At 52.5% G+C, this 26,268-nt stretch carries 25 protein-coding genes; 24 read left to right on the forward strand and 1 reads right to left on the reverse strand.

All coding sequences use genetic code 11. The features are described from left to right. Positions 1–146 precede the first annotated feature (146 nt). The 22 genes from ravA to phoU all read left to right on the forward strand — a co-directional run bounded on the left by ravA (position 147) and on the right by phoU (position 23,451). The gene (gene ravA / locus ACL2XJ_RS07730; RefSeq protein WP_132924141.1) at positions 147–1,646 is read left to right on the forward strand and encodes an ATPase RavA; all 1,500 of its coding nucleotides are present in this window, start codon (positions 147–149) and stop codon (positions 1,644–1,646) included. Positions 1,647–1,652: 6 nt separating this feature from the next. Beyond that, positions 1,653–3,122, forward strand: coding sequence for an ATPase RavA stimulator ViaA (viaA, locus tag ACL2XJ_RS07735; RefSeq protein ID WP_413726144.1), 1,470 nt, complete (start codon positions 1,653–1,655; stop codon positions 3,120–3,122). A gap of 60 nt (positions 3,123–3,182) precedes the next feature. Then, positions 3,183–3,644: a transcriptional regulator AsnC gene (gene asnC, locus ACL2XJ_RS07740; RefSeq protein ID WP_132924139.1), complete on the forward strand. Its 462-nt coding sequence runs from the start codon at positions 3,183–3,185 to the stop codon at positions 3,642–3,644. A gap of 89 nt (positions 3,645–3,733) precedes the next feature. Next, a complete protein-coding gene (mioC, locus tag ACL2XJ_RS07745; protein WP_132924138.1) occupies positions 3,734–4,180 on the forward strand; it encodes an FMN-binding protein MioC in 447 nt (148 codons plus the stop codon). A 377-nt stretch (positions 4,181–4,557) separates the two neighbouring features. Continuing rightward, positions 4,558–6,447, forward strand: a complete 1,890-nt coding sequence (gene mnmG / locus ACL2XJ_RS07750; RefSeq protein WP_132924137.1) for a tRNA uridine-5-carboxymethylaminomethyl(34) synthesis enzyme MnmG — start codon at positions 4,558–4,560, stop codon at positions 6,445–6,447. A 45-nt stretch (positions 6,448–6,492) separates the two neighbouring features. Beyond that, the gene (gene rsmG, locus ACL2XJ_RS07755) at positions 6,493–7,113 is read left to right on the forward strand and encodes a 16S rRNA (guanine(527)-N(7))-methyltransferase RsmG (protein ID WP_413726145.1); all 621 of its coding nucleotides are present in this window, start codon (positions 6,493–6,495) and stop codon (positions 7,111–7,113) included. 635 nt (positions 7,114–7,748) lie between these two features. Further along, positions 7,749–8,129: a F0F1 ATP synthase subunit I gene (gene atpI / locus ACL2XJ_RS07760; protein WP_132924135.1), complete on the forward strand. Its 381-nt coding sequence runs from the start codon at positions 7,749–7,751 to the stop codon at positions 8,127–8,129. An 8-nt stretch (positions 8,130–8,137) separates the two neighbouring features. Next, entirely contained in the window at positions 8,138–8,959 is an 822-nt protein-coding gene (gene atpB / locus ACL2XJ_RS07765; RefSeq protein ID WP_413726146.1) for a F0F1 ATP synthase subunit A, read from the forward strand. 50 nt (positions 8,960–9,009) lie between these two features. Further along, positions 9,010–9,249: a F0F1 ATP synthase subunit C gene (gene atpE, locus ACL2XJ_RS07770; protein ID WP_132924133.1), complete on the forward strand. Its 240-nt coding sequence runs from the start codon at positions 9,010–9,012 to the stop codon at positions 9,247–9,249. Between the two features lie 63 nt (positions 9,250–9,312). Further along, a complete protein-coding gene (atpF, locus tag ACL2XJ_RS07775; RefSeq protein WP_132924132.1) occupies positions 9,313–9,783 on the forward strand; it encodes a F0F1 ATP synthase subunit B in 471 nt (156 codons plus the stop codon). 14 nt (positions 9,784–9,797) lie between these two features. Next, a complete protein-coding gene (gene atpH / locus ACL2XJ_RS07780) occupies positions 9,798–10,331 on the forward strand; it encodes a F0F1 ATP synthase subunit delta (RefSeq protein WP_132924131.1) in 534 nt (177 codons plus the stop codon). A gap of 12 nt (positions 10,332–10,343) precedes the next feature. Further along, on the forward strand, positions 10,344–11,885 hold the full coding sequence (atpA, locus tag ACL2XJ_RS07785) for a F0F1 ATP synthase subunit alpha (RefSeq protein ID WP_413726147.1): 1,542 nt from the start codon (positions 10,344–10,346) through the stop codon (positions 11,883–11,885). Between the two features lie 50 nt (positions 11,886–11,935). Next, a complete protein-coding gene (gene atpG, locus ACL2XJ_RS07790) occupies positions 11,936–12,802 on the forward strand; it encodes a F0F1 ATP synthase subunit gamma (protein ID WP_132924129.1) in 867 nt (288 codons plus the stop codon). Positions 12,803–12,834: 32 nt separating this feature from the next. Further along, entirely contained in the window at positions 12,835–14,217 is a 1,383-nt protein-coding gene (gene atpD / locus ACL2XJ_RS07795) for a F0F1 ATP synthase subunit beta (protein WP_132924128.1), read from the forward strand. 20 nt (positions 14,218–14,237) lie between these two features. Further along, the gene (locus tag ACL2XJ_RS07800) at positions 14,238–14,660 is read left to right on the forward strand and encodes a F0F1 ATP synthase subunit epsilon (RefSeq protein ID WP_132924127.1); all 423 of its coding nucleotides are present in this window, start codon (positions 14,238–14,240) and stop codon (positions 14,658–14,660) included. 355 nt (positions 14,661–15,015) lie between these two features. Then, positions 15,016–16,395 carry a bifunctional UDP-N-acetylglucosamine diphosphorylase/glucosamine-1-phosphate N-acetyltransferase GlmU gene (gene glmU / locus ACL2XJ_RS07805; RefSeq protein WP_413726148.1) on the forward strand — a complete coding sequence of 460 codons (1,380 nt, stop codon included), beginning with the start codon at positions 15,016–15,018 and terminating at the stop codon, positions 16,393–16,395. A 173-nt stretch (positions 16,396–16,568) separates the two neighbouring features. Further along, the gene (glmS, locus tag ACL2XJ_RS07810) at positions 16,569–18,401 is read left to right on the forward strand and encodes a glutamine--fructose-6-phosphate transaminase (isomerizing) (protein WP_413726149.1); all 1,833 of its coding nucleotides are present in this window, start codon (positions 16,569–16,571) and stop codon (positions 18,399–18,401) included. Between the two features lie 484 nt (positions 18,402–18,885). After that, a complete protein-coding gene (pstS, locus tag ACL2XJ_RS07815; RefSeq protein ID WP_413726150.1) occupies positions 18,886–19,926 on the forward strand; it encodes a phosphate ABC transporter substrate-binding protein PstS in 1,041 nt (346 codons plus the stop codon). Positions 19,927–19,988: 62 nt separating this feature from the next. Beyond that, entirely contained in the window at positions 19,989–20,948 is a 960-nt protein-coding gene (pstC, locus tag ACL2XJ_RS07820) for a phosphate ABC transporter permease PstC (RefSeq protein WP_132924122.1), read from the forward strand. 20 nt (positions 20,949–20,968) lie between these two features. After that, entirely contained in the window at positions 20,969–21,841 is an 873-nt protein-coding gene (pstA, locus tag ACL2XJ_RS07825) for a phosphate ABC transporter permease PstA (protein ID WP_413726865.1), read from the forward strand. 39 nt (positions 21,842–21,880) lie between these two features. After that, the gene (gene pstB / locus ACL2XJ_RS07830) at positions 21,881–22,657 is read left to right on the forward strand and encodes a phosphate ABC transporter ATP-binding protein PstB (RefSeq protein ID WP_132924120.1); all 777 of its coding nucleotides are present in this window, start codon (positions 21,881–21,883) and stop codon (positions 22,655–22,657) included. Between the two features lie 14 nt (positions 22,658–22,671). Continuing rightward, on the forward strand, positions 22,672–23,451 hold the full coding sequence (gene phoU / locus ACL2XJ_RS07835) for a phosphate signaling complex protein PhoU (RefSeq protein WP_132924119.1): 780 nt from the start codon (positions 22,672–22,674) through the stop codon (positions 23,449–23,451). 107 nt (positions 23,452–23,558) lie between these two features. Here the strand turns inward: phoU and yieH are convergent, their stop codons facing one another. Beyond that, complete coding sequence (gene yieH, locus ACL2XJ_RS07840; protein WP_413726151.1) at positions 23,559–24,242, reverse strand: 6-phosphogluconate phosphatase; 684 nt, start codon at positions 24,240–24,242, stop codon at positions 23,559–23,561. A 366-nt stretch (positions 24,243–24,608) separates the two neighbouring features. Here yieH and ACL2XJ_RS07845 point away from each other — a divergent pair, with 366 nt between their 5' ends. After that, positions 24,609–24,890 carry a PTS sugar transporter subunit IIB gene (locus ACL2XJ_RS07845; protein ID WP_132924117.1) on the forward strand — a complete coding sequence of 94 codons (282 nt, stop codon included), beginning with the start codon at positions 24,609–24,611 and terminating at the stop codon, positions 24,888–24,890. Positions 24,891–24,893: 3 nt separating this feature from the next. Then, positions 24,894–26,267 (forward strand): PTS galactitol transporter subunit IIC, encoded by a 1,374-nt coding sequence (locus tag ACL2XJ_RS07850; protein WP_132924116.1) that lies wholly within the window; start codon positions 24,894–24,896, stop codon positions 26,265–26,267. The last annotated feature ends 1 nt before the right edge of the window (position 26,268 follow it).

The raw sequence follows: 26,268 nt of genomic DNA on the forward strand, positions 1-26,268 counted from the left end.
ACCTAATTTAATATCATCTTTATGAGTATAAAAAACGGTCGGCCAGTCCATCGACCCGCCGATGGACATATCTTTTCTCACCTATCATTCTAAAAATGAGTGGTTTATTGTTCTGGAATCACTCTTTTTGGGTTAACGCATTCATTATGGCTCATTCATCACTTCTGGTTGAGAGAATTTATCGTCTGAGCAATGCTTTGGAAAGCGGACTTTATGAGCGGCAACATACTATCCGTCTCTGTCTGCTGGCGGCATTGTGCGGTGAAAGCGTCTTTTTACTCGGGCCGCCCGGTATCGCCAAAAGCCTTATTGCCCGGCGGATTAAACTGGCGTTCAGCCACGCCAGGGCCTTTGATTATCTCATGACCCGCTTCTCCACGCCGGAAGAGGTATTCGGTCCCCTGTCACTGCAGGCGCTAAAAGAAGATGGTCGTTATGAACGGCTGACCAAGGGATATTTGCCGGAAGCGGAAATCGTTTTTCTCGATGAAATCTGGAAAGCAGGTCCGGCTATTCTGAACACATTATTAACTGCCATTAATGAACGGCGGTTTCGTAACGGTGATAAAGAGCAAGCACTTCCGATGAGGTTGCTGATTACCGCCTCCAATGAATTACCGGATGCTGAAAGCGGCTTGGAGGCCCTTTATGATCGCATGCTGATTCGTCTGTGGCTGCATAAGGTAAAAGATAAATCCAATTTCCACGCCCTGCTGACCCATCCGGCGGAGCCGGGTGGGCAAACCATCCCTGAGTCGGTGAAAATCAGCGATGAGGAGTATCGGTCCTGGCAGTCGCAAATCGATCAGGTCAGCTTATCGTCGGAATGCTTCGAATTGATTTATCAATTACGCCAGCGCCTGGACGCGCTGACGGATGCGCCCTACGTTTCCGATCGGCGCTGGAAAAAAGCGCTGCGTTTATTGCAAGCCTGCGCTTTTTTCAGCGACCGGCAAGCCATCGCACCGGTGGATATCATTCTGCTCACCGAATGTTTATGGCATGACCCCGATAGCCTAAGCCTCATAGAGCAGCAGGTGGAAGGGGTGATTCTGGAACACGGTTACCAACAGCAGGCCATGCTGTTGAAAATCCAGGAAATTATCCGGCAAAAAATAGAGCATCGGCATAGGCACAGCGCCAGTGAATCTATAACGGTGGATGCGAAAAAGGGATTGATGGCCCGTCGGCCTGTCTACTCTCTGCCGGAGGCGCTCAATGACAAAACGCTGGTGCTGGTATTACAAACTCCATTGGTTTTACAGGATATACAGGTCACCCATATCGCCGTGGAGCGGGATACTTTACAGCAATGGCTGGTGAAAGGCGGGGCGTTGAAAGCGCGACTGAATAACATCGGTTTTGCCCAACCGCTGGAGGCGCGGATAAACGAGCAGCAGCAATTGGAAGTGCTGGATATCAGCCGGCGGGCCTCGTTGCTGGCGCGTGAGAGCAGGCTTTCCACTGAGGAGTTGCCTTCGGAGCTCAATGAAGCCCTGGTCGGTGTGGAACGGCAATTTAACCAGCAACGCAGTCGTTTCAGCGAACACCAATCCTGTCTGTTTATCACTAAAGACTGGGTGGCTAAAATCGAAGCCAGCTTATTGGAAGTCTCACAACAGCTTCAACTGGCCAGACAAGGCTAACCTATCATGCTGGCTTTAACCACGCTGGACATGTTTTTGTCGATTAACGACAGTGAAATGCTGGATAACTTTATCCTGACGCTGCTTGCCAGTCCGCAATTAGCGGTTTTCATGGAAAAATACCCTTCGCTTAAGAAAGCCCTTCTACATCGAACCCCGCTGATAAAGCAGCGATTGGAACAAACGGTAAAAGAGACCAGGGTGCCGCCGGAACTGGCTGCTGAGTTCCAGGCGTTTCAAGAGTGTCAGTTAATGGCGCAGAACGCCTTTAATGCGGCATTGCCGCAAATATTGGCCCGGCTGGAACGGCTGGGTTCGCCTTTTTCCTCTCAGGCCCGGACGTTGACCAGAAACGCAACCCTGAACAACACGCGGCCCGAAAGCAGCTTCCAGGTACTTTTTCTCCAGCGCTGGCGGCTAAGTCTGACCTTTCAGGCCACCACGCTGCATCAGCAGTTGCTTGAACAGGAACAGGATATATTGCTCGAGGAACTACAGCAGCACCTGGCGGCCAGCGCCGCTTTGGTGCCGTTACTGGCGGAAAACGACAATTCGGCGGGAAAGTTGTGGGATATGACCGCCGGACAGTGGCAGCAGCTGGATTATCGTCAGCTGGTGCATTATGGCGAATTCTTGCGGCAACAACCCGAGCTTCAGGCCCTGGCCGATCAGTTGGGCCGCAGCCGCCATGCGAAAACCCATGCAGTAGCGGAAGCCACCCAACAATGGGTTCGATTGATGATCCGCGAACCGGCGATACTTCCGGAGGAAGTCAATGGTATTCATCAAAGCGACGATCTGCTGCGATTGCTGCCTTCCGAGCTGGTTACCCTTGGGATAAGCGATCTTGAGTTTGAGTTTTATCGCCGTCTGCTGGAAAAACGCCTTTTGACCTATCGATTACAAGGGGATACCTGGCGGGAGCGTATCAGTCAGCGGCCGGCACGGAGCGAGCGTATGGAATCGCAGCCCCGGGGACCCTTCATCGTTTGCATAGATACATCCGGTTCCATGGGCGGCATTAACGAGGAATATGCAAAGGCATTTTGCCTGGCATTGATGCGCATTGCCCTGACGGATGACCGCCGTTGTTATGTCACTCTTTTTTCGACCGGAATGGTGAGCTATGAGCTCACGGCGCCGTCGGGACTGGAACAGGCAATTCGTTTTCTCGGACAAAGCTTCCGGGGAGGGACCGATCTCGTCGCCTGCCTGAGCGCGCTGGCGGATAAATTGGATACTCCACCCTGGCGGGACGCGGATGCGGTAGTGATTTCCGACTTTATTGCGCAGCGGTTGCCGGATGAGCTGATTACCCGCATCAGGCATCAGCAGCAGCGGCAAACGCAGCGTTTTCATGCTGTCGCCCTGTCAGCGATGGGAAAACCGGGTATTCTGAAGATATTTGATCATATCTGGCGGTTCGATACCGGTTTAAGAAGCCGGTTGATGCGTTTCTTGCGCCGCAGAAACTAAGCAATGCCTGGCGATATGCCGCGATGACGCGGACCGTTCATCGGCTATACAGAGGAAACCATGTCGGACCTATACCAGATAGATGACCTTGACCGCGCTATTTTAAAGGCATTAATGGCCAATGCCCGTACCGCTTATGCCGAACTGGCCAAGCAGCTTGCGGTCAGTGCCGGTACTATCCATGTGCGGGTGGAAAAGATGAAGCAGGCGGGCATTATCACCGGCGCCCGGGTGGATGTCAGCGCCAGGCATCTGGGCTACGACGTTTGCTGCTTTATCGGCATTATTTTAAAAAGCGCCAAGGACTATCCTTCGGCGCTCAAGAAACTCGAGGATCTGGAGGAAGTGGTGGAAGCCTATTACACCACCGGCCACTACAGTATCTTTATCAAAGTCATGTGCCGCTCCATCGATGCCCTGCAACAGGTACTTATCAACAAGATCCAGACCATTGATGAAATTCAGTCAACAGAGACGTTGATCTCGCTGCAGAACCCCATCAGCCGTACCATTGTGCCTTAAAGGTTATTTCTTATACCCCTATTATCCACAGGTAGATCCCAGGCCGTACACAGCGTACAATATCGGCTCATTTATCAGGCGGGAATAATATGGCCGATGTAACGTTAATCTCCGGCAGTACCCTGGGTAGCGCCGAATACGTGGCCGAGCATATCGCCGGTCTGTTGGAGCAGCAGGGATTCACCACCGAGATTTTGCACGGTCCCGAATGGGAAGAGCTGAGTCCGCAGGGGCTTTGGCTGATTATCACCTCCACCCATGGCGCCGGAGAGTTGCCCGACAATCTGCAGCCTTTATTTGAACAAATGGCCGCCGATCGCCCCTCGCTTTCTGGTGTGAAGTATGGCGGTATAGGGATCGGCAGCAGTGAATACGATACCTTTTGCGGCGCCATCGAAGAGGTTGATCGTCAAATGATCGCATTAGGCGCGGAACGGATCGGTGAGATATTGAAGATCGATATCACTCAGCATGAAATTCCCGAGGATCCGGCTGAAGAGTGGGCCAAAAAGTGGATCGGTTTGATTAAATCGTAAAAAATATCTTCTTTTTTATGTGTATAACATAGCTTAAAACCGGCTTATAACCGGTAGTTATCCACTGTATAACCTTTGCTCGCTTATTGAGCTGTGCATAAGTAGCGATCTTGATCCCAGCTTATACCGCTCGGGATCACCACTCATTCACAGCAATCGATCGATCTCAATAAGTTGTTTTCCATCATGAAAAACGGCTTATCCACAGAAGATCGCGATCCTAGTAGTAGAGGTAATAAAGAGATCTTTAAATAAAAAGATCTTTCTTTAATTACCCGTGGATCCACGGGGCTTGTATCACTTCCAAAGTTGAGTAGAATCCACATTCCCGGAAGATCCAGACGATCCTTTGCTCCCAGAAACGAGGTTTATGCAACATGTTTTATCCCGATCAGTTTGACGTCATAATCATTGGTGGCGGCCATGCCGGAACTGAAGCGGCCATGGCGTCGGCTCGTATGGGATGTAAGACCCTGTTATTGACGCATAATATCGATACCCTCGGGCAAATGTCCTGTAATCCGGCCATCGGCGGCATAGGGAAGGGCCATCTGGTGAAGGAAATTGATGCTATGGGCGGTCTTATGGGAAAAGCCATCGACCGTGCCGGCATTCAGTTCAGGATACTAAACGCCAGTAAAGGACCTGCGGTTCGAGCTACCAGGGCTCAGGCGGATCGGCTGCTTTACCGATTGGCGATCCGGACCGCTCTGGAGAACCAGCCCAACCTCATGATCTTCCAGCAGGCGGTGGAGGATCTGATCGTTGAAAACGATCGGGTGGTGGGCGCGGTGACGCAGATGGGGCTCAAATTCCGCGGACGTTCGGTGGTGTTAACCGTCGGCACCTTCCTGGACGGCAAGATCCATATCGGCATGGATCATTACAGCGGCGGCAGGGCCGGCGATCCGCCGTCCATCGCCCTGTCAAAACGCCTGCGTGAATTGCCGTTCCGGGTCAAGCGGCTGAAAACGGGCACCCCGCCCCGCATCGATGCCCGCACCATCGATTTTAGCGTCCTGGCCACGCAACAAGGCGATAACCCGCTGCCGGTCTTTTCGTTTATGGGGTCAGTGACGGACCATCCCCGCCAGGTGCCTTGTTATATTACCTATACCAATGAACGGACCCATGAGGTCATCCGTCAAAATCTCGATCGCAGCCCGATGTATGCCGGCATCATCGAGGGCGTGGGTCCGCGATATTGTCCTTCCATCGAAGATAAGGTCATGCGCTTCGCCGATCGCGATTCCCACCAGATTTTCCTTGAACCGGAAGGGCTTACCAGCAACGAGGTCTATCCTAACGGCATCTCCACCAGTTTGCCCTTCGATGTGCAGATGAAAATCGTGCATTCCATGAAAGGCCTGGAAAACGCCCTGATCGTCCGCCCTGGCTATGCCATCGAGTATGACTTTTTTGATCCCCGCGACTTGAAACCGACGCTGGAAAGTAAATATATCGCCGGCCTGTTCTTTGCCGGACAGATCAACGGCACTACCGGTTATGAAGAAGCCGCTGCCCAGGGCATGCTGGCTGGTATCAACGCAGGGCGCGCCGCCAAGGATCTGGAGGGATGGTTCCCAAGGCGGGATCAAGCCTACCTGGGAGTTCTGGTGGACGATTTATGCACCCTGGGGACGAAAGAGCCTTATCGTATGTTCACTTCTCGTGCCGAATACCGTTTGCTGCTGCGTGAAGATAACGCTGATTTGCGGCTTACCGAAACCGGCAGGGAGTTGGGGCTGGTGGATGACGAGCGCTGGGCGCGCTTTAGCGAAAAACAGGAAGGTATCGAACGGGAACGCCAGCGCCTGCGCGACCTGTGGGTACACCCTCGCACCGATGAAGTGGAAAAGATCAACTCTCTGCTGAAAAGCCCGTTGACTCGCGAGGCCAGCGGCGAAGAGCTGCTGCGCCGCCCCGAAATGACCTATGACATTCTCACGTCATTACCGATGTTTTCGCCGGCGTTAGCCGATGCGCAGTCAGCGGAACAGGTGGAAATCCAGGTCAAATACCAAGGCTATATTTCACGACAGCAGGATGAAATCGACAGGCAGCTGCGTCATGAAAACACCCTGCTGCCGGTTGATTTGGATTATCTGCACGTGGCGGGCTTGTCCAACGAGGTGATTGCCAAACTCAACGATCATAAACCGGGTTCTATCGGCCAGGCGTCCCGCATCTCCGGGGTGACGCCCGCCGCAATCTCGATTTTGCTGGTCTGGCTTAAAAAGCAGGGTTTGTTGCGCCGCAGCGCCTGACATGCTGTTAGGTCAGGAGATGAGGCACCGTTAAAGGATGTATGCATGTTAGCTAAACTGGATGCCCTGCTGTCTCAGGGGGGAATTATGCTGTCCGATCGGCAAAAACAGCAATTGCTGCTTTACGTTCAGCTGCTCGACAAATGGAACAAGGCTTATAACCTGACGTCGGTGCGCGATCCCGAACAGATGTTGATACGCCATATCATGGACAGCATCGTGGTGAATGCCCATTTACAGGGACAGCGCTTTATCGATGTGGGCACCGGGGCCGGCTTGCCGGGCGTTCCCTTGGCCATTGTCCGACCCGCGTCCCGTTTCACCCTGCTGGACAGCCTGGGCAAGCGTATCCGGTTTTTACGCCAGGTGCAGCATGAGCTGCAATTGGAGAATATTGAAACGGTGCAAAGCCGTGTTGAGGATTATATTCCGCCGGCGCCTTATGACGGTATCATTAGCCGCGCGTTCGCTTCCGTTAACGATATGCTGTCCTGGTGTAAACATTTGGCCTCGCCCGGCCAAGGCCGGTTTTATGCCCTTAAAGGAACGATCCCGGCAACCGAACTGGCGGAACTGCCCGCGGGGTTCGAGATGGAATCAGTGATAAGACTCGATGTTCCAACGTTGGCGGAAGAGCGTCATTTGGTGATTCTGGGGCGGCGCTAAAATTGTTTTTTATCAATAAAAAGTCGAATAGCACCGTAGGGATAATTCAGTCAATGAACAGGTAGTGAAGTAATAATATTTCAAATATTGTTCACTATTATTTAACATTTAAAGATCATCCTTGTGGGCATAAATTTAGTTTTAACTCTAATAGTCACTATAGAAAATATATGTGTCGAAAAATGTCAATGATATTCCCTTATAGGATGGGAAAAAAAACTCCCGGTATTTTCCCTTTGACCGGATTGGCGGCCTATAAAGCCTATTTTATAATAAAAAATATATAACTTAATGATATTTATTATTTTTATTGGAAATGATTTGCTGAAGTCGACAAGGTGTATTGAGCTGACAGAGAGACTTCCTTCTTATAAATGTGATCATGCGCACAGTTTGATATGTAATAATTGCTCAAGCAGTATGAAGTTATGCATGGTATGATTCCTGCGCTTTATAGCGAAAAACGGGCAAAACGAACGGATTTAAATTATTGTTCACCTTTTCGCTACTTATGGATTGAATTCATAGTATCGACCCGTATAATTTGCACGTTTTTAGCTGCTTGACTCATGACGCTAAAGGCAGTTTTATACTCCTTCAGTCTGACCAGAACGGGTGCGGAGAGAAGTTAAGTCATGTCCTTATCCCTCTACAGCGGGAAAGTCGCCGGAAAGTTGTTATTTATCCAGCTAATGACTTTTGTTCTGGTAAGCGCACTGTTTGCGCTGTTCAATTCGCATTGGAGCGCTTCCGCCCTGAGCGGTGGGCTGGCGGCTTGGCTGCCGAACGTATTGTTTGTGCTGTTTGCCTGGCGCCATCAGGTAAATGTTCCGGCCTCGGGACGTGTTGCCTGGTCGTTTGCCATCGGAGAGGCGCTCAAGGTCGTCGTTACGATAGTCTTGCTTATCGTGGCGCTTGGGGTGTTCAGGGCTGCGTTTGTTCCATTGGGCCTGACCTATTTATCGGTGCTGATTGTGCAGATATTGGCACCGGCCGTAATTAACAACAAAGGGTAAGAGGCATCATGTCTGCATCAGGAGAAATCTCTACTCCACAGGAATACATAGGGCATCACCTGAATAACCTTCAGCTGAACCTGCGTACTTTCGAACTGGTTAATCCCCACAACGGCCCGGCAACATTCTGGACGCTGAACATTGACTCCATGTTCTTTTCCTTGCTGCTGGGCATGATCTTTATCTGGATCTTCGGTCGTGTCGCCAAAGGCGCCACCAGCGGCGTTCCCGGTAAACTGCAAACCGCCGTTGAACTGATTATCGGGTTTGTTGATGGCAGCGTACGGGATATGTTTCACGGCAAAAGCAAGCTTATCGCTCCGTTGGCGTTAACCATTTTCGTCTGGGTTTTTCTGATGAACCTGATGGATTTGCTGCCAATCGATTTGCTGCCTTATATCGGCGAACATGTTCTCGGGTTACCGGCGTTGCGCGTTGTTCCTTCCGCCGACGTGAATATCACGATTTCTATGGCCTTGGGCGTATTCATCCTCATTCTGTTCTACAGCGTGAAGATGAAAGGCATCGGCGGTTTTATCAAAGAACTTACCATGCAGCCGTTCAACCATTGGGCCTTTATCCCCATCAACTTTATTCTCGAAGGCGTTAGCTTGCTGTCCAAACCGGTTTCATTGGGCCTTCGGTTGTTTGGCAATATGTACGCGGGTGAGTTGATTTTCATCCTGATTGCCGGTCTGTTACCGTGGTGGTCTCAATGGATTCTCAATGTGCCCTGGGCCATTTTCCATATACTGATCATTACGTTACAAGCCTTTATCTTTATGGTGCTGACGATTGTCTATCTTGCGATGGCGTCTGAAGAACACTGATACTTTTTACAATAATGTTGCGTTTAATCTGAAACAAACTGGAGACTGTCATGGAAAACCTGAATCTCGATCTGCTGTACATGGCTGCCGCTGTGATGATGGGTCTGGCGGCAATCGGTGCTGCGATCGGTATCGGCATCCTGGGTGGTAAATTTTTGGAAGGTGCTGCGCGTCAGCCGGATTTGATTCCCCTGCTGCGTACACAGTTCTTTATCGTTATGGGTCTGGTTGACGCCATCCCCATGATCGCTGTAGGTCTGGGACTGTACGTGATGTTTGCTGTAGCGTAGTGTGTATCATTGCGTGATTTTAATACAACATCAATCCGTTAACTTTATAAGAGGCATTGTGCTGTGAATCTTAACGCAACAATCCTCGGCCAGGCCATCGCGTTTGTCCTGTTTGTCCTGTTCTGCATGAAATACATATGGCCGCCGCTGATGGCAGCCATCGAGAAGCGTCAAAAAGAAATTGCTGACGGTCTCGCTTCTGCGGATCTTGCCAAAAAAGAGGTGGACATAGCGCAAGCCAATGCGACCGATCAACTGAAGAAAGCGCGAGCCGAAGCCCAGGCAATCATTGAGCAAGCCAATAAACGGAAAGCTCAGATTGTGGACGAAGCGAAAGCGGAAGCAGAAGACGAACGCAATAAAATCGTGGCGCAGGCCCAGGCTGAAATCGAAGCCGAAACCAAACGCGCTCGCGAAGAGTTGCGCAAGCAAGTCGCACTGCTGGCTTTAGCGGGTGCCGAGAAAATTATCGAACGTTCCGTGGATGAAGCTGCCAACAGCGACATCGTTGATAAACTGGTCGCTGAACTGTAGGGAGGGAGGGGCTGATGTCTGAATTAGTAACTGTAGCTCGCCCCTACGCCAAAGCAGCTTTTGACTTTGCCGTCGAGCACCAAAGCGTTGAACATTGGCAGGATATGTTGTCGTTTACCGCTGAGGTAAGCCGCAACGATCAGATGGCGGAACTGTTATCCGGCGCTGTCGCTCCGGAGACGCTGTCGGATACGTTTATCGCTGTCTGTGGTGACCAACTCGACCCGGCGGGCCAAAACCTGATCAAGGTCATGGCCGAAAATGGACGCTTGGCGGTCTTGCCGGATGTGCTGGAACAGTTTATTCATCTGCGCGCGGCGCAGGAATCGACTGTGGAAGTGGAAGTCATTTCCGCAAGCCAGCTAAAAGATGAGCAACTGGCGAAGATTACTGCTGCGATGGAAAAACGTCTGGCACGCAAAGTTAAGCTGAATTGCAAAATTGATAAGTCTGTCATTGCCGGCGTAATTATTCGTGCAGGCGATATGGTGATAGATGGCAGCGTTCGCGGTCGTCTCGAACGCCTGACAGACGTATTGCAGTCTTAAGGGGACTGGAGCATGCAACTGAATTCCACCGAAATCAGCGAACTGATCAAGCAGCGCATTGCTCAGTTCAATGTGGTGAGCGAAGCTCACAATGAAGGTACGATCGTTTCCGTGAGTGACGGTATTATCCGTATTCATGGTCTGGCTGAAGTGATGCAGGGCGAAATGATAGCACTGCCCGGCAATCGCTTCGCCATTGCCCTTAACCTGGAACGCGACTCTGTCGGCGCCGTGGTGATGGGGCCTTATGAAGACCTGGCCGAAGGCCTGAAGGTCAAATGCACCGGCCGTATTTTGGAAGTGCCGGTGGGTCGCGGCCTGTTGGGCCGCGTGGTGAATACCCTGGGCGCTCCCATTGACGGGAAAGGTCCGGTTGAACATGACGGTTTCTCCGCGGTCGAGGCGATTGCCCCGGGCGTTATCGAACGTCAATCCGTCGATGAGCCGGTGCAGACCGGTTATAAATCCGTCGACGCCATGATTCCTATCGGTCGCGGACAGCGCGAACTGATTATCGGCGACCGTCAGACCGGTAAATCCGCCCTGGCTATCGATGCGATTATCAACCAGCGCGATTCCGGCATTAAATGCGTTTATGTCGCCATCGGCCAGAAAGCCTCCACCGTGGCTAACGTGGTGCGAAAACTGGAAGAACACGGCGCCCTGGCCAATACCATCGTTGTGGTGGCCACCGCGTCCGAATCCGCCGCTTTGCAATATCTGGCGCCGTATTCCGGCTGCGCCATGGGCGAATATTTCCGCGACCGCGGCGAAGATGCCCTGATCATCTATGATGATTTGTCCAAACAGGCCGTGGCATACCGTCAAATTTCCCTGTTGCTCCGTCGTCCGCCAGGACGTGAAGCTTATCCTGGGGACGTATTCTATCTCCATTCCCGTTTGCTGGAACGGGCATCCCGCGTAAATGCCGAGTATGTTGAAGCGTATACCAAGGGTGAAGTGAAGGGCAAAACCGGTTCGCTGACCGCATTACCGATCATCGAAACCCAGGCGGGTGACGTTTCAGCGTTTGTTCCGACCAACGTGATTTCCATCACCGACGGCCAGATCTTCCTGGAATCCAGCCTGTTCAACGCCGGTATTCGTCCTGCGGTAAACCCCGGTATTTCTGTATCTCGAGTGGGCGGTGCCGCTCAAACGAAGATCATGAAAAAACTGTCCGGCGGTATCCGTACAGCTCTGGCGCAGTACCGTGAATTGGCGGCCTTCTCCCAGTTCGCATCCGATCTGGATGAAGCTACCCGCAAACAGTTGAATCACGGTCAGAAAGTGACTGAATTGCTTAAACAGAAACAGTATGCGCCCATGTCGGTGGCTCAGCAGTCTCTGGTGCTGTTCGCGGCGGAACGCGGTTATTTGGAAGACGTTGAGCTGGCGAAAGTCGGTGATTTCGAAGCCGCGCTTGTAGCCTATGTTGACCGCGAACAAGGCGATTTGATGCAACAAATCAACCAGACCGGCGCTTATAACGATGATATCGAAGGCAAGCTGAAAGGCATCCTCGATAGCTTCAAGGCAACCCAGTCCTGGTAATGCGCCGCGGTCTGCTTCGGCGGGCCGCCAAGCTATGAGGAGGAGCAGAGATGGCCAACGCAAAAGAAATACGTACCAAGATCGCCAGCGTACAGAACACGCAGAAGATCACCAAAGCGATGGAGATGGTTTCCGCTTCTAAAATGCGAAAATCTCAAGATCGCATGGCGGCCAGCCGTCCTTATGCAGAAACGATGCGTAATGTGATTGGTCACCTTGCTTTGGGAAATCTGGAATATAAACACCCCTACCTGGAAGAACGCAAGGTTAAGCGCGTCGGGTATCTGGTGGTTTCCACCGACCGTGGTCTGGCCGGCGGTCTGAACATTAACCTGTTCAAAAAAGTGCTGACGGATATGAAGGGCTGGAGCGAGAAAGGCGTTGAATCCGAACTGGCTGTTATCGGATCCAAAGGCGTCTCTTTCTTCAATGCCATCGGCAGTAAAGTTGTCGCCCAGGTCACCGGTATGGGGGATAACCCCACCTTGTCGGAACTGATCGGTCCGGTAAAAGTCATGCTGCAGGCCTATGACGAAGGCCGTCTTGATAAGCTCTATATTGTCAGCAATAAATTCATTAACACCATGTCCCAGGTTCCGCAGCTTTTGCAGGTTTTACCCCTGCCGCCCGCGGAAGACGATGAAAATCTGAAGAAAAAAACCTGGGATTATCTGTATGAACCTGATCCCAAGTCCCTTTTGGATACGCTGCTGCGTCGTTATGTGGAATCTCAGGTTTATCAGGGCGTCGTTGAAAATCTGGCCAGTGAACAGGCCGCGCGCATGGTGGCGATGAAAGCTGCAACGGACAACGGCAGCAGTCTCATTAAAGAACTGCAGCTGGTTTACAATAAGGCTCGTCAATTCAGCATCACTCAGGAAATCACCGAGATCGTTTCGGGAGCCGCCGCAGTTTAGGTTAGGGTTACGAATTACGTAGAGGATTCAAGATGGCTACTGGAAATGTTATCCAGGTTATCGGCGCCGTGGTTGACGTCGAGTTCCCGCAAGATGCCGTACCTAAGGTGTACAACGCGCTTGAAGTGGAAAACGGTGCCACCAAACTGGTGCTGGAAGTTGAACAGCAATTAGGCGGCGGCGTCGTACGTTGCATCGCCATGGGCACATCCGACGGTTTGCGCCGGGGCCTTAAAGTGACCAACCTGGAACGTTCGATTGAAGTCCCCGTGGGTAAAGCCACACTGGGACGCATCATGAATGTGCTGGGTCAGCCTGTTGATATGAAAGGCGATATCGGCGAGGAAGAACGTTGGTCAATCCATCGTCCGGCGCCGAGCTATGAAGATTTGTCGAGTTCCCAGGAATTGCTGGAAACCGGCATCAAGGTAATCGACCTGATGTGCCCGTTTGCGAAGGGCGGTAAAGTGGGTCTGTTCGGCGGCGCCGGTGTCGGTAAAACCGTTAACATGATGGAACTCATCCGTAATATCGCCATCGAGCATTCGGGTTATTCAGTGTTTGCCGGCGTGGGCGAACGTACCCGTGAAGGGAACGACTTCTACCACGAAATGACCGAATCCAACGTTATCGACAAAGTATCGTTGGTCTACGGCCAGATGAACGAGCCGCCGGGAAACCGCCTGCGCGTGGCGTTGACCGGGCTGACCATGGCGGAAAAATTCCGTGATGAAGGCCGCGACGTCCTGCTGTTTATCGATAATATCTATCGTTATACCCTGGCCGGGACGGAAGTGTCCGCACTGCTGGGCCGTATGCCGTCGGCGGTAGGTTATCAGCCGACGCTGGCGGAAGAAATGGGCGTGCTGCAAGAACGCATCACCTCCACCAAAACCGGTTCTATTACCTCCGTGCAGGCCGTTTACGTCCCGGCGGATGACTTGACCGACCCGTCTCCGGCAACGACCTTCGCCCACCTTGACGCCACCGTGGTATTGAGCCGTCAAATCGCTTCCCTGGGTATCTACCCGGCGGTTGACCCCCTCGACTCCACCAGCCGTCAGTTGGACCCGCTGGTGGTGGGACAGGAACATTACGACGTTGCTCGCGGCGTGCAATCCACTCTTCAGCGTTATCAGGAGCTGAAAGATATCATTGCCATCCTGGGTATGGACGAGCTGTCGGAAGACGACAAGCTGGTGGTATCCCGCGCTCGTAAGATCCAGCGCTTCCTGTCTCAACCGTTCTTCGTTGCCGAAGTATTTACCGGTTCGCCGGGTAAATATGTTTCCCTGAAAGACACGATTCGTGGCTTTAAAGGCATCATGGACGGGGAATATGATCACCTGCCTGAGCAGGCGTTCTATATGGTGGGTTCCATTGATGAAGCAGTGGAAAAAGGCAAGAAACTGTAACGCTGTGAGAGGAGGGTGATATGGCTGCAAATACTTACCATCTGGATGTCGTCAGCGCGGAACAGAAAATGTTCTCCGGGCTGGTGGAAAAAATCCAGGTGACGGGGAGCGAAGGCGAGCTGGGTATTTATCCCGGTCATGCCCCGCTGCTCACTGCCATTAAGCCCGGTATGGTGCGTATCGTTAAAGAGCACAGCGAAGAAGAGTACATTTACCTGTCCGGTGGTGTGCTCGAGGTGCAACCCAGCATCGTTACCGTGCTTGCCGATACCGCTATTCGAGGCAAAGATCTGGATGAAGCGAGAGCGATGGAATCCAAGCGCATGGCGGAAGAGCATATCAATAATTCCCACGGCGACGTGGATTATGCTCAAGCCTCGGCTGAATTGTCGCGGGCTATGGCTAAATTGCGGGTTATTGAATTAACCAAACGGTCCATGTGATCAAGTCATCATCCATAAAAGGCCGGTCAACATGACCGGCCTTTTTTATTAAGGAGCCAGAAAATGTCCTGGATAGCGAATCTCAGTCACCTTTGCCGTCAGGTAAGGTTCTTAATTTCAGCCGCAAAATAAGTACGGCCTCCGAATCTCCCTATGGGGCCGCCATTGCTGTCAAAATAGCCTTTAATTTCCCTTCTTTTGCCCACGGATTGTCCAGCAGGCCCGGTTAAGGTTAATATTTTAGCTGGTACGGGTATTCTGCGGCCATATTGCATTTTTCTGACCAAAATATGTAGTAATCCCTGTTATGAACGGGTTTACTTTCGTCTATTGAATTTGATTCATCAGGATAGTTATGTCGAATCGAGCAATGAGCGTGGTGATACTTGCCGCGGGTAAAGGCACCCGCATGTATTCTGATCTGCCTAAGGTGTTGCACCCCTTGGCGGGAAAACCGCTGATTAGCCATGTTATCGATGCCGTTAGTACGCTAAACACCGAACATATCCATCTGGTTTACGGTCATGGCGGCGAATTATTACGGGAAAGGCTGGCGGACGACGGTTCCCGATTGAACTGGGTGCTGCAATCCGAGCAGCGTGGCACGGGACACGCGGTACAGCAGGCGCTGCCCTATTTGCTTGATGATGAAGATGTGCTGATCCTGTATGCCGATGTTCCGCTTATCGCTCCCGAGACCCTCAAGCGTTTGCTGGCGGCCAAACCGGACGGCGGTATCGGCCTGTTGACCGTGACGCTGGACGATCCTTCCGGCTATGGGCGCATCATGCGTGAAAACGGGCAGGTTATCGGCATCGTGGAGCAAAAGGATGCCTCGGAAGAGCAGCGCCGGATTAACGAAATCAATACCGGCATCATGGTGGCGGCGGGCGTGGATCTGAAGCGCTGGTTAGGTTCGCTGAACAATAATAATGTGCAGGGCGAGTATTACCTCACCGACATCATCGCCATGGCCTGGCATGAAGGACGGCAAATCAATACCGTGCAGCCAGGGCGGCTGTGGGAAGTGGACGGTGTGAATAACCGCCGCCAGCTGGCGGTGCTGGAGCGGGCCTATCAGCAGCAACTGGCGGAGGAGCTGTTGCTGGCCGGCGTCATGATTTGCGACCCGGCCCGCTTTGATCTGCGCGGTGAACTCAGGCACGGACGCGATGTGACCATTGATACCAATGTGATTATCGAAGGCCGCGTGGCGCTGGGCAATAACGTGGTCATCGGCACAGGCTGTGTCCTGAAGGATTGCGATATCGGCGATAACGTGGTCATCAGCCCCTATTCGGTAATAGATGGCGCCATATTAAGCGCCAATGCCTCCGTCGGACCGTTTGCCCGGCTGCGTCCCGGTTCGGAACTGGGAGAAGGCGCCCATGTGGGCAACTTTGTCGAAATGAAAAAAGCCCGGCTCGGCAAAGGCTCGAAAGCCGGACATTTGAGTTATCTCGGTGATGCCGAGATTGGCGCCGCGGTGAATATCGGCGCAGGCACCATCACTTGTAATTATGACGGCGCTAATAAGCATCAGACTATCATCGGCGATGACGTTTTTGTCGGTTCGGATACTCAACTGGTGGCGCCGGTTACCGTAGCCAAGGGGGCGACCATCGCCGCCGGCACCACCATAACCTGCGATGTGGGTGAAAACGAGCTGGTGCTTAGCCGGGTGAAGCAAACGCATATCAGCGGCTGGCTGCGGCCGGTCAAGAAAAAACAATAATACATACATCCTAAATAGTTCGAGTTGCAGGAAAGCCAACGCGCCTGCAACGTGAAGTATGACAGGCATAACAATACCCCGCTCTACAGGCTCGGGGAAACCGGATAACCGGAATCGGTCGGATCAACGATATCGAAACGGCTCGTCAGGGCCGTTCATTAGGAATAACACAGATGTGTGGAATAGTAGGTGCAGTAGCCCAACGTGATATTGCTGAAATACTGTTGGAGGGGTTACGCCGGCTGGAATATCGCGGCTATGATTCCGCGGGTTTGGCGGTGGTGGATAATCAGGGACAGTTGCAGCGTCTGCGCCGGGTAGGCAAGGTCAGCGCGCTGTCCCGGGCGGTGGAGGAACATCCCCTGGCCGGAGGCACCGGGATAGCCCATACACGTTGGGCCACCCACGGCGAGCCGTCGGAATCCAATGCTCACCCCCATGTCTCGGGTCATATCGTGGTGGTGCATAACGGTATCATTGAAAATTTTGAATCCCTGCGCAGTGGCTTGATAGAACGGGGATACCGTTTCGCTTCCGAAACCGATACCGAAGTGATCGCCCATCTGGTCCATTGGGAACAGTCGCAGCACGGCGGTACGCTGGCGGAAGTGGTATTGCGGGTTATCCCGCAACTACGCGGCGCTTACGGCACGGTTATCATGGACAGTAAAGACCCCAGCGTGCTGGTGGCCGCACGTTCGGGCAGTCCGCTGGTGATAGGTCGCGGCGTGGGTGAGAATTTCCTGGCTTCCGATCAGTTGGCCCTGTTGCCGGTCACCCGGCGCTTTATCTTTTTGGAGGAAGGGGACGTTGCCGAAGTCACTCGCCGTACCGTGCGGGTGTGGGACATCCAGGGCAATCCGGTGGAACGGGAAGAGATTGAATCCCAGGTGAAATACGATGCCGGTGATAAAGGCCTCTATCGCCATTACATGCAAAAAGAGATTTTTGAACAGCCGCAGGCCATCAAAAATGCCCTGGAAGGCCGGTTCACTCACGGCGAAGTGACCCTGCCGGAGTTGGGCGAAGAGGGGAACAAGCTGTTATCGCAGGTGAAATATGTTCAGATTATCGCCTGCGGAACCTCCTTCCATTCCGCCATGGTGGCGCGCTATTGGTTTGAAGCGCTGGCCGGCATGCCCTGCGATGTGGAAATCGCTTCTGAATTCCGTTATCGAAAATCCGCCGTGCGGCCCGGCAGTCTGCTTATTACCCTTTCCCAGTCGGGCGAAACCGCCGATACCCTGGCGGCGTTGCGTCTGACCAAAGGCCTCGGTTATCTGGGTTCGCTTGCGGTATGTAACGTGCCAGGTTCGTCACTGGTGCGGGAGTCCGATTTAGCGCTGATGACCAAAGCCGGCACCGAAATCGGCGTGGCGTCCACCAAGGCCTTCACGACCCAGCTCACGGTACTGCTGATGCTGGTGGCCCGTATCGGCCGACTGCGGGGCATTGACGGGGAAGTTGAGCGGCAGATTGTTCATGCCCTACAGGCCCTGCCGGCGCGCATTGAGCAAATGCTGGCGCTGGATAAGACCATCGAAGCGCTGGCGGAAGGATTTATGGATAAACATCACGCCCTGTTCCTGGGACGGGGAGCTTTATATCCTATCGCCATGGAAGGAGCGCTGAAGCTGAAGGAAATATCTTATATCCATGCCGAAGCCTATGCCGCGGGTGAATTAAAACACGGTCCGCTGGCGCTTATTGATAGCGAAATGCCGGTTGTGGTGGTGGCGCCGAATAACGAATTACTGGAAAAACTGAAATCAAATATTGAGGAAGTCCGCGCCCGGGGCGGCCAACTCTATGTCTTTGCCGATCAGGACGCCGGTTTTATCGATGACGACGCCATGACGATAATTCCGTTGCCCCACGTTGAGGATATCGTTGCGCCGATTTATTACAGTGTCCCCTTGCAGCTATTAGCCTATCACGTAGCTTTGATCAAAGGCACTGATGTTGATCAACCGCGTAATTTGGCGAAATCAGTTACTGTCGAATGATAATCTAACATCCGCAGCCTATCTGAGGGCTGCTTTTATAATCTGTAGCTGAATAGATCCGGTATGCTCTTCAAAAAGCATACCGGTTTTTTTCAGGCTAAAATCGTTATCTAACGGATTTATCGTAACCACCGATACTTAGGGCCGTTTTTTTCGTTGTTTATCAGAACCAGGCTTCCCACATTGCCCCGACATTAAAGGAATCAAGGTGCTTTCATCTTAACAAGTAAATGAGAATTGCCGTTCTATGTTGGTGGTTGTGCATTCCAAACATCATGAGCAATGACATCCTATATTCATAATTCGCTTGGCACCGCAGCCAATCCTAACTATATTTGAATCGCGTATTTTAGAATGAATCCAGTCATAAAAATGTCACATTACTGACATGTGACTGTCACCTAATTGTCCTATTTTCCTTCCTGCAGCTCTATAATTAAAGAAAGCGGCCTCTGGCCGATTTTAATATCCCACAGGAGGGATTATGAAACAGATGCATACAGCCGTTGCCAGCCTTGTTGCAGCTACATTCGCCTTGGCGAGTTTTTCTTCGTTTGCTGCTGCCAGTCTGACCGGCGCCGGCGGTACTTTCCCTGCCCCGGTTTATGCTAAATGGGCCGACACGTACCAAAAAGAAACCGGCACCAAAGTCAACTATCAAGGTATCGGTTCCTCTGGCGGCATTAAACAAATTGAAGCGAATACCGTTGATTTCGGCGCATCCGACGCCCCTTTAAGCGATGCTGATCTAAAATCAAACGGCCTGTTCCAGTTTCCCACCGTTATCGGCGGGGTCGTGATGGCGGTGAATATCCCCGGCATCAAAACCGGCCAGCTGACCCTGGACGGCCATACCCTGGGTGAAATCTATCTGGGTAATATCAAAAAATGGAACGACCCGGCCATCACCAAACTTAACCCGGGCGTTAAGCTGCCCGATCAGAATATCGCCGTGGTCCGCCGCGCTGACGGTTCGGGCACCTCTTATGTCTTCACCAGCTATCTGTCCAAAGTCAATGACTCCTGGAAACAGAAGATTGGCGCGGGCACCACGGTTAACTGGCCGGTGGGCTTGGGCGGTAAAGGCAATGATGGCGTAGCCGCGTTCGTTCAGCGTTTACCCGGCGCCATCGGTTATGTTGAATATGCTTACGCCAAGCAAAACAACCTACCTTATACCAAGCTTATCTCCGCCGACGGCAAGCCGGTCGAGCCGAATCAGGATAACTTCAGCAACGCGGCCAAGGGCGCTAACTGGAAGGAGTCGTTCGCTCAAGACCTGACTAATCAGAAAGGCGATAATGCTTGGCCTATCACCTCCACAACCTTCATAATGCTTCATACCGCGCAGACCAAGCCGGAACAGGCGAAGGAAGTCTTCAAATTCTTCGACTGGGCTTATAACAAGGGCGGTGAGCAGGCCAATGCCCTTGACTATGCTACCCTGCCGACAGAAGTAGTTGCCCAGATTCGCGCCGCATGGAAAGCGAATATCAAAGACACCAACGGTAATGCGCTGTACTAAGCAAATGTGTTTCTTCCCTTCCTTGATGGGAAGGGAATACGAACCCACTGAAAGAGTATCCTATGGCTGACAATATGCCGGTACAGCATGCCCCCGGTAAAAAAGGCGACCTGATTTTCGGTACGTTGGTCAGACTTGCCGCCCTCATTACGCTGTTAATGTTGGGCGGCATTATCGTCTCGCTGATTGTTGCCTCATGGCCGAGCATCGAAAAGTTCGGTTTTGCATTTCTCTGGACCAAGGAGTGGGATCCACCCGGCGAGCAGTTTGGCGCGCTGGTGCCCATTTACGGTACGCTGGTAACCTCTTTCATTGCTTTGCTGATAGCCGTGCCGGTGAGTTTCGGCATCGCGCTGTTTCTGACAGAATTGGCGCCTGCCTGGTTAAAAAGACCGCTTGGCGTGGCCATTGAATTATTGGCTGCCATCCCGAGCATTGTTTACGGCATGTGGGGCCTGTTTGTCTTCGCACCGCTCTTCGCTCAATATTTCCAACAACCCCTGGGCGACGTATTGTCCAATATTCCCTTTGTCGGAGTATTGTTTCAGGGACCGGCGTTCGGCATAGGTATTCTGGCGGCGGGCATTATTCTGGCCATTATGATCATTCCCTATATTGCCGCCGTGATGCGCGATGTGTTCGAGCAAACGCCGGTAATGATGAAAGAGTCGGCCTACGGGATCGGCTGCACCACTTGGGAAGTTATCTGGCGCATCGTGCTGCCTTTCACCAAAAACGGCGTTATCGGCGGCGTTATGCTGGGCCTGGGGCGTGCGTTGGGCGAGACCATGGCGGTGACGTTTATCATCGGCAATACCAACCAGTTAACCAGTATTTCCCTGTTTATGCCCGGCAACAGCATCACCTCGGCGCTGGCGAATGAATTCGCGGAAGCGTCGGCAGGCCTGCATACCGCGGCGCTGATGGAACTGGGGCTGATTCTTTTTGTTATCACCTTTATCGTCCTGGCCTGCTCCAAGTTCATGATCATGCGTTTGGCGAAAAATGAGGGCGTGAAATAATGGCCACTGTCGAACATCAGATGACCCATACCCCCTCGCAAATGGAAGCCCGGCGTAAAAGACAGGCCTGGCGCCGCCAGAAAAACCGGTTGGCGCTGTTTTTATCGCTCATCACCATGGCGTTCGGCCTGTTTTGGCTCTGCTGGATTTTATTGACTACGGTAAGCCGCGGCTTCGAGGGATTGTCGTGGTCTTTGTTCACCGAAATGACCCCGCCGCCCAATACCGCCGGCGGCGGTCTGGCCAATGCCCTGGCGGGCAGCGGCTTATTGATCCTCTGGGCGACTATCGGCGGCACGCCGCTGGGCATAATGGCCGGGATTTACCTGGCGGAATACGGACGTAAATCCTTTCTGGCGGAGGTGATTCGGTTTATCAACGATATCCTGCTGTCCGCACCTTCCATTGTTATCGGTCTGTTTGTTTACACCCTGGTGGTGGCGAAAATGGAGCATTTCTCCGGCTGGGCCGGCGTGATTGCCCTGGCGCTTTTACAGGTGCCCATCGTTATCCGCACCACGGAAAATATGATGCGGCTGGTGCCCGATACCATGCGTGAAGCCGCTTATGCCCTCGGCACGCCGAAATGGAAGATGATCTCCGCCATTACGTTCAAGGCGTCTATTTCGGGTGTTATCACCGGCGTGCTGCTTGCGGTGGCGCGTATCGCCGGCGAGACGGCGCCGCTGCTGTTTACGTCGCTCTCCAACCAGTTCTGGAGCACTGACCTGATGCAGCCCATCGCCAACCTTCCGGTCACCATATTCAAGTTCGCCATGAGTCCGTTTCCCGAATGGCAACAGCTGGCTTGGGTAGGGGTATTGCTGATTACCCTGTGCGTTTTGCTATTGAATATCATCGCACGGATCATTTTTGCCAAAAAAACCAACTAAGAGTCAGGCGCCGACGCGTCTTTGAAAGAGAGAGTGTGCATGAGCAGGATAAACAACGCCACCGACAGCAAAATACAGGTCCGCGATCTGAATTTTTATTACGGCAAATTCCATGCGCTTAAAAATATCAGTCTTGATATTGCCCGTAATCAGGTGACAGCATTTATCGGTCCATCCGGTTGTGGCAAATCCACCCTGTTGCGCACCTTCAATAAAATGTACCAGCTTTATCCCGATCAGCGTGCGGAAGGGGAAATTCTGCTGGATGGGGAGAATATTCTTACCGATAAGCGCGACGTGTCTTTATTGCGCGCCCGCGTCGGTATGGTTTTTCAGAAACCGACGCCTTTCCCTATGTCAATTTATGACAATATCGCCTTCGGGGTGCGTTTATTTGAGAAGCTGTCCAGAACGGAAATGGAAGAACGGGTACAGTGGTCGCTGACAAAGGCGGCGCTGTGGAACGAGACCAAAGACAAGCTGCACCAAAGCGGCTACAGCCTGTCCGGCGGTCAGCAGCAACGTTTATGTATTGCGCGGGGCATTGCCATCCGGCCGGATGTTTTGTTGTTGGATGAGCCCTGTTCCGCGTTGGATCCTATCTCCACCGGGCGCATTGAAGAGCTGATTTCAGAATTGAAAACGGACTACACCGTGGTGATTGTTACTCATAATATGCAACAGGCAGCGCGTTGCTCGGATCACACGGCATTTATGTATCTCGGCGAGTTAATCGAATACAGCGATACTGACAGTATCTTTACCGCTCCAAAGAATAAACAAACCGAAGATTATATTACTGGCCGCTATGGTTAATCACGGGATATATCATGGAAAATCTGAATCTTAATAAACATATCTCCGGCCAGTTTAACGCTGAACTGGAGCACATCCGCACTCAGGTCATGGCCATGGGCGGCCTGGTGGAGCAACAGCTCACCGACGCCATCAGCGCCATGCACAGTCAGGATGAGGAGTTGGCCAAACGGGTCGTGGCCGGCGACGTTAAAGTGAATATGATGGAAGTGTCCATTGATGAGGCCTGCGTGCGCATCATTGCCAAACGCCAGCCCACCGCCAGCGATTTGCGGCTGGTGATTTCCATCATCAAAACCATCTCCGAACTGGAGCGTATCGGCGACGGGGCTGACAAGATTTGCCGTACCGCCCTGGAAAAATATTCCCAGCAGCACCTGCAGATGCTGGTGAGCCTGGAGTCGCTGGGCCGTCATACCATTCAAATGCTGCATGATGTTTTGGATGCGTTTGCCCGCATGGATTTGGATGAAGCCATCCGGATTTATCGGGAAGATAAAAAGGTGGATCAGGAATACGAGGGCATTGTCCGTCAGCTGATGACCTATATGATGGAAGATCCGCGCACCATACCGAGCGTACTCACCGCCCTCTTTTGCGCCCGATCCATTGAGCGTATCGGCGACCGCTGCCAGAATATTTGCGAATATATCTTTTACTTCGTCAAAGGACAGGATTTTCGCCATGTGGGCGGCGATGCGTTGGAAACATTGCTGACCGGCACCGGTAGGGATGTGTCCAACGATCTGGCGGCGCAGGCGCCGGATGAGAATCCCATTCCGCCGACGGAATAAAGGCAGCGTTTTACATCCGCTGGTTATCAAATGTGATAACCAGCGATAGCCGCTCTGCCCGTATTGAGTTCAATTGCCCCATCTTCCTGGCGAATTAAACGGCCCGATCATATCAATGCCGACGGCGTCCGCGTCAATATCCAGCCCCGCTCATGCCACAGCGCCGGCAATTGGCCCATGGCATCGAAGCGGGTCACCAGCGGATGGTCAATCGGCGGATTAAGTGGATCGGCGCAGTAATAGAACACCGGAATACCGGCGGCAATACCGGCCTGGGTTCCGGCGGCGGAATCCTCCACCAACAGGCATTGATTCACCGGCACCTGTAATTGGGCGGCGGCATGGTAAATAATGGCCGGGTCCGGTTTCCACCGTTGCAGATCGTAGCCGCTGTACAGCCGGTTTTTGAAAAAGGGTAGTAATTCCGTCAGCCCAAGGGAGTGCTGCATTTTGCTCACCGGTCCGTTGGATACCACCGCCAGCGGTACGATTATCTGCTGCAACAGTTCTCGGATTCCCTCGATAGGCGCCAGGCGCTCATCAAACAGACGCGCCACTTCGGCACGATACTCGGTTTCCAGTATGTCCACACGCTGATACAGCGGGTACCGCTGTTTAACGCGATCGATGATTTCGTAGAGTTTTATCCCTTTGAATTCTTTGACGACCTGTTCCAGAGTGATGTGAATACCGTATCTGGCGAACAAAATGACATAGGCTTCGCAGCAGAGAATCTCGCTGTCCACCAGCGTGCCGTCGCAATCAAACAATACGCATGAAATATCCGTCATTACCCCTGGCCTTTTATCAGCATTCATCGCTCTGAATAATACTTTACCTCATTGCGCCGCGGAAAGGATCGTTAATAACCGCGGGCCGGCCGGCGCGCCACGGCCAGGGCCGGCAATAAGAACAGCGGGCGGAAGGGACCGCTTTGGCGGAGCCGATGATGTGCCTTAAGGGTAATTCTACACACTGTTATTATGATAATAATAGCCATTTAAAATAATAAATTCTTATAAATCAATATATAAATTAATCATCTATGACTCATGATCCATTTTATGTGTTTTATGTGTGTAAAATTACACACTGATCACATTTACTATTCACTTAACATGTTTTAATCATTCCACCTCTTCAAGCCGGGAATTAACATGAAACATATGATGATCTGCTGTGGCGCGGGCGTGGCAACCAGTACCGTGGCGTTAAAAAAACTGGAAGCCTATCTGAAAAGCGAGAACCTGTTGGACAAAGTGCGCATCTCTCAGGGCACGGTGGCGGAAGCCATTACCCATAGCGATCTGGACTTTATCGTTTCCACCTCGCCGGTAAAAGTCTCCGTTCCGGTAATAAATGCCTTGCCCCTGCTGACCGGCATGGGCGCCGATAAAGTCTTCACCAGCGTTAAAGCGTTGATTCTCGCTGAGGGTTAAGCCATGTTTATCATTGATTACATTGTCGGCATGGGCGCATCGGTAATGATGCCGCTGATTTTTATCATACTCGGCCTGATATTGCGGTTATCCATATCGAAATCCATAAAAGCCGGTTTGATGGTGGGGATTGGTTTTATTGGATTGAGCATTACCGTTAATCTGATGATCGATTCCTTAACACCGGTGAGTAACGCCATCGTCCAGCGCTTCGGTCTGCATCTCACCGTATTGGATATGGGCTGGCCCGCCGCCGCGGCCGTCGCCATGGGAACCCGGGTGGGCGCGCTGGTGATACCCGTCTGCGTGGCCATTAACGTTTTAATGCTTTATACCAAAACCACCCGCATCCTGAACGTGGATATCTGGAATTTGTGGCATCATGCCTTTACCGGTTCGCTGGTGGCGATTATCACCGGCAATCTCTGGCTGGGGGTATTGGCCGCCGGCCTCAACTGCATCGTTACCATGGTGATTGCCGACCGGACTACCGCCGATGTGGAAAAGTACCTGAATTTACCCGGCATTTCGGTGCCGCATGGTTTTTCAGCCTCTTTTGTTCCCGCGGCCTGGTTGGTGAACGCCATCGTTGATCGAATTCCCGGCGTGCGCGATATTAAAATCGACACCGACGTTATCCAGAAACGACTGTCCATTTTGGGCGATCCCGCCTGCCTGGGGGCGATTATCGGCGCTATCCTGGCCATTATCGCCGGTGTCGATGTGAAGTCTGTTTTGCAAACCGCCATTACCATGGCGGCGGTAATGACCATCATCCCCCGCATGGCCAAGATGCTGATGGAGGGAGTCTATCCAATCAGTGAACGTATTCAGGAAATCGCGCAATCCCGGGCAGGCTCGTTCGGCCGGATTTCCATCGGTCTTGATTCCGCGGTAAGCGTAGGCCATCCGGTAACCTTGTCGGTTTCCATGTTGATGATTCCCATCATGCTGATCCTGGCGGCTATTATACCGGGCAATGAATTTCTGCCCTTCGCCTCCCTTACCGGGCTGCCGTTCGCTTTCGTGCTGGTTACCGCCGTGTGCCGCGGCGATATGTTCCGTACCCTGCTTACCGGGCTGATTACCTTGAGCCTGGCGCTGCTGATTGGTACCGCCCTGGCGCCGTTGGTGACCAGTACAGCCATCAGTACCGGTTTCTCGTTGCCCCACGGCGCCACCAGCATCAGCAGCGTCGATTACGCCGGCGCCATGCTGCCCTGGGTGATCATCAAGGGTTTCTATTTCAAAACCATCGGCATCGCCGTGCTGATAATCTGCGCCCTGCTGTTGGCGCTGTGGAACCGTAAAAAAATCAGGCTTGAGGACCAGGAGCTGATGCAATCCGAGTCGACTCAGGCGAGCATAGGGGAATAAC

It is taken from the genome of Sodalis sp. RH16, from assembly GCF_047324245.1.
GTDB classification, from domain to species: Bacteria; Pseudomonadota; Gammaproteobacteria; order Enterobacterales; family Enterobacteriaceae; genus Acerihabitans; species Acerihabitans ligni.